The 6,560-nt window shown below is 71.7% G+C and carries 7 protein-coding genes; 3 read left to right on the top strand and 4 right to left on the bottom strand.

Annotation, left to right across the window (positions count from 1 at the left end; translation table 11 throughout):
* Together HMPREF0731_RS17815 and HMPREF0731_RS17810 are read right to left on the bottom strand one after the other, a co-directional pair.
* Positions 1–830, bottom strand: an 830-nt coding sequence (locus HMPREF0731_RS17815; RefSeq protein WP_083854556.1) for an ABC transporter ATP-binding protein, incomplete at its 3' end; no start/stop codon positions are given.
* Between the two features lie 31 nt (positions 831–861).
* Positions 862–1,671 (bottom strand): ABC transporter permease, encoded by an 810-nt coding sequence (locus tag HMPREF0731_RS17810; protein WP_007005582.1) that lies wholly within the window; start codon positions 1,669–1,671, stop codon positions 862–864.
* A gap of 174 nt (positions 1,672–1,845) precedes the next feature.
* Here HMPREF0731_RS17810 and HMPREF0731_RS17805 point away from each other — a divergent pair, with 174 nt between their 5' ends.
* On the top strand, positions 1,846–2,838 hold the full coding sequence (locus HMPREF0731_RS17805) for a P1 family peptidase (RefSeq protein WP_040613895.1): 993 nt from the start codon (positions 1,846–1,848) through the stop codon (positions 2,836–2,838).
* 10 nt (positions 2,839–2,848) lie between these two features.
* Here HMPREF0731_RS17805 and HMPREF0731_RS17800 read toward each other — a convergent pair whose 3' ends face one another.
* The gene (locus HMPREF0731_RS17800; RefSeq protein ID WP_007005580.1) at positions 2,849–3,787 is read right to left on the bottom strand and encodes a ring-cleaving dioxygenase; all 939 of its coding nucleotides are present in this window, start codon (positions 3,785–3,787) and stop codon (positions 2,849–2,851) included.
* 72 nt (positions 3,788–3,859) lie between these two features.
* A complete protein-coding gene (gene wrbA, locus HMPREF0731_RS17795; protein ID WP_007005579.1) occupies positions 3,860–4,471 on the bottom strand; it encodes an NAD(P)H:quinone oxidoreductase in 612 nt (203 codons plus the stop codon).
* Between the two features lie 109 nt (positions 4,472–4,580).
* On the opposite strand from wrbA, the gene HMPREF0731_RS17790 reads away from it, so the two are divergent.
* On the top strand, positions 4,581–5,525 hold the full coding sequence (locus HMPREF0731_RS17790; RefSeq protein ID WP_007005578.1) for a LysR family transcriptional regulator: 945 nt from the start codon (positions 4,581–4,583) through the stop codon (positions 5,523–5,525).
* Positions 5,526–5,552: 27 nt separating this feature from the next.
* Entirely contained in the window at positions 5,553–6,512 is a 960-nt protein-coding gene (locus HMPREF0731_RS17785; RefSeq protein ID WP_040613868.1) for an alpha/beta hydrolase, read from the top strand.
* Positions 6,513–6,560: the final 48 nt, after the last annotated feature.

Genomic DNA, 6,560 nt, shown 5'->3' with positions numbered 1-6,560 from the left:
GCCTCGCCCGGCTGGGCGCCCGGCGTGGCGGGGGCCGCCTGGGCCGGGTCGCAGGAGAGCAGCGCGCCGCCGCGGGCGCGGAACTCGCCCGGTGCTTCCAGCCTTCCCTCGACCAGGTTGCAGCGACCGACGAAGCCGGCGACGAAGGGGTCGGCAGGCTGCTCGTACAATTCCTCGGCGGTGCCGACCTGGCGCACCCGGCCACGATCCATGACGACCAGCCGGTCGGCCATGGTCAGCGCCTCCTCCTGGTCATGCGTCACGATCAGGGTGGTGAGGCCGAGCCGCTGCTGCAGGGCGCGGATCTCCATGCGCACCTCGCCGCGCAGCTTGGCGTCGAGGTTGGAGAGCGGCTCGTCCAGCAGGAAGACGGCCGGGTTGACCACCAGGGCGCGGGCCAGCGCCACGCGCTGCTGCTGGCCGCCGGAGAGCTGGCGCGGCATGCGCTCGGCCAGGTGGTCGAGCCGCACCAGGCGCAGCGCCTCGGCCACGCGGGAGTCGCGCTCGGCGCGGCCGATCTTGCGCATCTCCAGCCCGAAGGCGACGTTCTGCGCCACGCTCATATGCGGGAAGAGGGCGTAGGACTGGAACACCATGCCGGTGTCGCGGGCATGGGCCGGGCGGCTGGTGACGTCCTGGCCGCCGATCAGGATGCGCCCGGCGCTGGGCTCGATGAAGCCCGCGACCATGCGCAAGGTCGTCGTCTTGCCGCAGCCCGAGGGGCCGAGGAGGGCCACCATCTCGCCCTGCCGCACCTCGAGATCGACCCGCTCCACGGCGGTCGAGGCCCCGTAGCGCTTGTTCAGCGCCTCCAGCACCAGGCTGCCCATCACTCATCTCCTCCGGCGTGGCGCGGTCTTGTCACACGATCCTCGACAGTTTCACGAAGCGGTCGGTCAACAGCATCAGCCCGCCCACCAGCAGGATCTGCACGGTGGCCACGGCGGCCAGGGTCGGGTCGATGCGGAATTCCAGGTAGCTGAGCATGGCGACCGGCAAGGTGGTGCGGCCGGGGCCCACCAGCAGCAGGGTCAGCTCCAGATTCTCGAAGCTCTGGATGAAGGAGAACAGCGCGGCGGCGACGATGCCCGGGCGCAGCATGGGCAGGGTGACGCGGCGGAAGACGGTGAAGGGCCGGGCGCCGAGATTGGCCGCCGCCTCCTCCGCCTGCCGGTCCAGCCCCTGCAGGCTGGCCGAGACCAGGCGCACCGTCCAGGGAATGGTCAGCAGCACATGGGCGGCGACCAGACCCTGCAGCGTGGCGGTGATGTCCTGGTCGATCCAGAACTCGGCGCGCAGGTAGAACATGTAGAGGGCGGTGCCGGCGACCACGCCCGGCACGGCGAGCGGCCCCAGCAGCAGCGTGTTCCAGGCGCCCTTGCCACGGATGCCGGAGCGGTGCAGCGCCAGCGCGGCGGCGGTGCCGCAGGGCACGCCGATCAGGGTGGCCAGCAGCGCAACCTGCAGGCTGGTCATGAAGCCGCGGGCGAATTCCTGCCGCGCCCAGGCGTTCACATACCAGTCCAGGGTGAAGCCGGGCGGCGGGAAGCTGACGATCTCCTGCCGGAAGACGCTGATCACCATCACCATCACCACCGGCGCCAGCATCAGCACGAAGGCCAGGGCGACGGCGGAGAGGAACAGCAGGCGACGGGGATCGGGCAGGGACATTCGGGCAACCTCCGGCGACAACCTGCCCGCACTCGGGCGGCGCGTCGAGAGCACATCACGTCCGCGGGAGAATCCCGGCGAACGGCGGAATTTCTAGCAATCCGCGGACCACGATACGGTGCCGAGACGAGGCGCGGGGTGGACAGCACGGCCGTGGGCGGCATGATGCGCGGCATGACCGCGCCCCTGAACCTGCTGACCGATATCGCCGGCGTCACCGTCGGCCATGCCACCGAGCTTGCCCTGGGCTCCGGCGTCACCGCCATCCTGTTCGACCGTCCGGCCGTGGCCTCGGTGGTGATCGGCGGCGGCGCGCCCGGCTCGCGCGACACCGCGCTGCTCGATCCGGCGGCGACGGTCGAGGTGGTGGATGGCATCGTGCTGTCGGGCGGCTCGACCTTCGGGCTGGATGCCGGGGGCGGGGTGCAGGCGGCGCTGCGCGAGGCCGGGCGCGGCCAGGTCTTCGCCGGCATCACCATCCCCCTGGCGCCACAGGCCATCCTGTTCGACCTGCTGAATGGCGGGAACAAGGATTGGGGCCGCTTCCCGCCCTATCGCGACCTCGGCCACGCGGCGGCGATGGCGGCGAAGCCGGGGCCCTTCGCCCTTGGCACGGTGGGGGCGGGCACGGGTGCGACCACGGCGACGGTGAAGGGCGGGCTGGGCTCGGCCAGCGCGATGACGGAGAGCGGGCATATCGTCGCCGCCATCGTCGCGGTGAACGCGGTGGGCTCGCCGCTGGTGGGGGAAGGGCCGCATTTCTGGGCGGCGCCCTTCGAGCGCGCCGCGGAATTCGGCGGGCTGGGCGCCAAGGCGCGCTGCGACGAATCCGACCTGGCGCTGCGCTGCAAGGGCGGGCGCGGCACGGCGACCACCATCGGGCTGGTGGTCACCGACGCGGTGCTGAGCAAGGCGCAGGCGCAGCGCCTGGCGCGCATGGCCGATGACGGGCTGGCCCGTGCCATCTTCCCCGCCCATGCGCCGAATGATGGCGACACGATCTTCGCCGCGGCCACGGGGGAGAAGCCGGGCGCGGATGTGACGGAGCTCGGCCATCTGGCCGGCATCGTCATGGCGCGGGCCATCGCGCGCGGGGTCTACGAGGCGAGCGCCCTGCCCTATCCCGGCGCGCAGCCCGCCTGGCGCGACCGCTTCGCGCCAGGCTGAGGCCCGGGCCTCAGAGCGGCTTCAGGCCCCGCTCGATCTCGGCCCGGCGCGGCTCGAGGAAGGGCGGCAGGGCCAGGCGCTCGCCCAGGCTCTCCTTCGGCTCGTCGGCATCGAAGCCGGGGCCATCGGTCGCGATCTCGTAGAGGATGCCGCCCGGCTCGCGGATGTAGAGGCTGCGGAAATAGAAGCGGTCCACCGGGCCGCTGCTGCGCAGGCCGAAGCGGTTCAGCCGGTCGACCCAGGCGCCGTAATCCGCGTCCGGGATGCGGAAGGCGACATGGTGCACGCCGCCGGCGCCGGGCCGGGCGGCGCCGAGCTTCGGCTCCTGACGCATATGCAGCTCGGCGGCGGGGCCGCCCTCGCCCATCTCATAGACCTGCACGGGCACGCCGCCCTCGGCCTCGTAGCTGCGGGCGCGGCGCATCGCCATCACCTCGGTCGCGAAGGCGTCGCTGCGGCGCAGATCGGGCACGCTCATGGTGATGGGGCCGAGGCCGCGGATCTGCATCTCGGCCGCGACCGGGCTCTTCGCCCAGGGGTGGGCCACGCCACGGCCGTCATCATCGACCAGCGCCAGGCGCTGGCCCTCGGGGTCCTCGAATTCCAGTTGCAGCCGGCCATCGACCCGCTCGATGGCGCCCGCCTTGACGCCCTCGGCCGCGAGGCGCTCGGCCCAGTGGCGCAAAGCCGCCTCGCCGGCGACGCGCAGCCCGGTGCGGGTGACGCTGTGGGTGCCGCGCCGCTCGCGCTCCACCGGCCAGTCGAAGAAGGTCAGGTCGGTGCCGGGGCTGGCCTCGCCATCGGCGTAGAACAGGTGATAGGCGCTGGTGTCGTCCTGGTTGACGGTCTTCTTCACCAGCCGCATGCCCATCACGCGGGTGTAGAAATCATGATTGCCCCGGGCATCGGCCGAGACGGCGGTCAGGTGGTGGATGCCGTGCAGCTGCATGGCGGTCGCTCCTTCCAGTAGGTCTTGGCCGAAGGGGGGGCGGGGTGCGCGTGGCACCCCGCGAAACGCGCCTCAGGCGCGGCCGCGCAGCAGGGCGGCGGTCACCTCGGCCACATGGCGGCCCTGGCTCTTCGCCATCTCCAGCTCGGCCTCGGAAGGCTGGCGGGAGCCGTCACCGGCGGCGATGGTGCTGGCGCCATAGGGCGTGCCGCCATTGACGGTCGTGATGTCGAGCTGGCGCTTCTCGGTGTAGGGCAGGCCGACAATGGTCATGCCGAAATGCAGCAGGTTGACCAGGGTGGAGGTGATGGTCGTCTCCTGCCCGCCATGCTGCGAGGCGGTGGAGGTGAAGACCGAGCCCACCTTGCCCACCAGCTTGTCCTGGAACCACAGCCCGCCGGCCTGGTCGAGGAAGGCGGCCATCTGCGAGGCCATGCGGCCGAAGCGCGTCGGCGTGCCGAAGATGATGGCGTCATACTCGGCCAGCTCGGCCACCGTGGCGACCGGCGCCTCCTGGTCCAGCTTGAAATGCGCCGACTTGGCGACCTCGAGCGGCGCCGTCTCCGGCACGCGCTTGATCACCACCTCGCTGCCGGCGACCTGGCGGGCGCCCTCGGCCACCGCCTTCGCCATGGTCTCGATATGGCCATAGCTGGAATAGTAGAGGACCAGGATCTTGCTCATGCGACGCTCCTTCGCAGGGTGGGCCGGTTGCTTCGGGGAGAGAGTTGCGGTCGCGGCCCGTTTCCGGCAAGCGTGGGTTCGGAAACTTCATGTTCGCGGAACACGAACGATGCGCCCCGATGTCGATGCGCTGGCGACTTTTCTTCAAGTTGTGGACAGCGGCAGCGTCACCGCCGCCGCGGCGCGGCTTGGCCTGGCCAAATCCGTGGTCAGCAAGCGGGTGGCACAGCTGGAGGCGCAGCTCTCCACCCAGCTGCTGAACCGCGCCCGGCGCCATGTGGCGCCCACCGAGGCGGGCGCGCTGCTGGCCGAGCGGGCGCGCGCCCTGCTGGCGCAGCTCGACACCGTGGCCGACGAGGTGATGGCGCGCTCCGGCAAGCTGTCCGGGCAGCTGCGGCTGGCGGCGCCGCTCAGCTTCGGCACGCGGCATCTGGGGCCGCTGATCGCCGGCTTCATGCGCGACTATCCGGAGATCGAGGTGGTGCTGGATCTGGATGACCGGCATGTGGACCTGCAGGCCGGGGCCTATGATCTCGGGCTGCGCATCGGGCGGCTGGCGGATTCGGCGCTGCGGGCCAGGCGGCTCGGCCTCAGCCGGCGGGTGCTGTGCTGCAGCCCGGACTATGCCGCGCGGCATGGCAGGCCGCGCAGCCTGGAGGCGCTGGCGGCGCATTCCTGCCTCGGCTACGCCAATGCCGCGGCCGGGCATCTCTGGCGCTTCGTGCCCGGCGATGGCGGCGCGCCGCGCTCCCTGGTGCTGCGCGGGCGGCTGACGGCCAATAGCGGCGAGGCGCTGCTGGAGGCGGCCTGCGCCGGCATCGGGCTGGTGGTGCTGCCGCGTTTCCTGATGGCGGCGCCGCTGCGCGAGGGGCGGCTGGTGGAGCTCGACATCCCCGGCTGGGTGCCGGAGCCGGACAACATCCAGCTGGTCTATCCGCCGACCCAGGCGCTGCCGCTGAAGACCCGCACGCTGATCGAATACCTGGCCGAGCGGATCCGCGAGCCGTTTCCGTGGGACACGGCTTTCGCGCCGGACGGATCGGCGGCAGTCTGAGGCGGATTGCAGATCTGGAGTGCCGTCATGACCCCTCCGCCCCTGCTGCCCGACAGCGAGGTGACCGATGCCCAGGCGCGGCTGCGCGAAGCGGGCGTCGCCCTTGGCGATGTGCTGACCCACGAGATCGGGGCGGCGCGCGAGATGAATCGCCGCTTCCAGCACTATCTCAATGCCGGCGGGCCGGAGATGGCCGGGATCCGCGAAGTGGTGCTGGAGGGCACCACGCCGCCGCTGCGGCTGCGGATCTACCGCCCGCGCTCGGCCGGCTCCGGCCCCCTGCCCACCTATCTGCACATCCATGGCGGCGGCATGGCGGTCGGCACGCTGGACAGCCTGGATCGCTGGAAGCGCGAGATCGCCGACGAGACCGGCTATCTCGTCGTCGGGCTGGAATATGCGCTGGCGCCGGAGCATCCCTTCCCCACCGCGCTGCACCAGGTGCTGGCGGCGCTGCGCTGGCTGCGCGATGGCGCGGCGGATGAGGGCGTGGATGGCACGCGCCTGGCGGTGGGCGGCGATTCCGCCGGCGGCAATCTGGCGCTCAGCGCGCTGATGCATCTGCGCGGGGCGGGCGAGGCGCTGCCGAAGCTCGGCGTCATCATCTATGGCATGCTGTCGGGGCGGCTCGACACGCCGTCGCATCGCGAGCGCGGCGATGGACGGTTCGGCCTGTCGACGGCGCGGCTCGACTGGTTCTGGTCGCGCTACGCGCCGGAGCCGAGCCTGTTGCAGAACCCCGCCGTGGCGCCCTTGCATGGCGATGTCACCGGCCTGCCGAAGCTGCTGCTGCTGGCGGCGGCGCTGGATCCGCTGCTGGACGACACGCTGGACCTGGCGGCGGCGCTGAAGCAGGCCGGCGCGCCGCACAGCCTGACGGTGTATGATGGCGTGCCGCATGGCTTCATCGGCCAGACGGCGCTGCTGTCGAAGGCGAACGCGGCCCGCCGCGAGGTCAGCGCCGCCCTGAAAGCCGTGCTGGCTTAACGGACAGAAAAAAGATGGGGGTCCGGGGGAATTCCTTCCCCCGGCCTT

Origin of the sequence: Pseudoroseomonas cervicalis ATCC 49957, from assembly GCF_000164635.1 — a bacterium.
GTDB lineage: Bacteria > Pseudomonadota > Alphaproteobacteria > Acetobacterales > Acetobacteraceae > Pseudoroseomonas > Pseudoroseomonas cervicalis.
This window is presented reverse-complemented; position numbering and strand designations above follow the sequence as displayed.

Excerpts from the sequence above, each read along its gene's own strand:
- HMPREF0731_RS17810 (WP_007005582.1), bottom strand. The coding sequence starts at position 1,671 with ATGTCCCTGCCCGATCCCCGTCGCCTGCTGTTCCTCTCCGCCGTCGCC.
- HMPREF0731_RS17805 (WP_040613895.1), top strand. The coding sequence starts at position 1,846 with ATGACCGCGCCCCTGAACCTGCTGACCGATATCGCCGGCGTCACCGTC.
- HMPREF0731_RS17800 (WP_007005580.1), bottom strand. The coding sequence starts at position 3,787 with ATGCAGCTGCACGGCATCCACCACCTGACCGCCGTCTCGGCCGATGCC.
- wrbA (WP_007005579.1), bottom strand. The coding sequence starts at position 4,471 with ATGAGCAAGATCCTGGTCCTCTACTATTCCAGCTATGGCCATATCGAG.
- HMPREF0731_RS17790 (WP_007005578.1), top strand. The coding sequence starts at position 4,581 with ATGCGCCCCGATGTCGATGCGCTGGCGACTTTTCTTCAAGTTGTGGAC.
- HMPREF0731_RS17785 (WP_040613868.1), top strand. The coding sequence starts at position 5,553 with ATGACCCCTCCGCCCCTGCTGCCCGACAGCGAGGTGACCGATGCCCAG.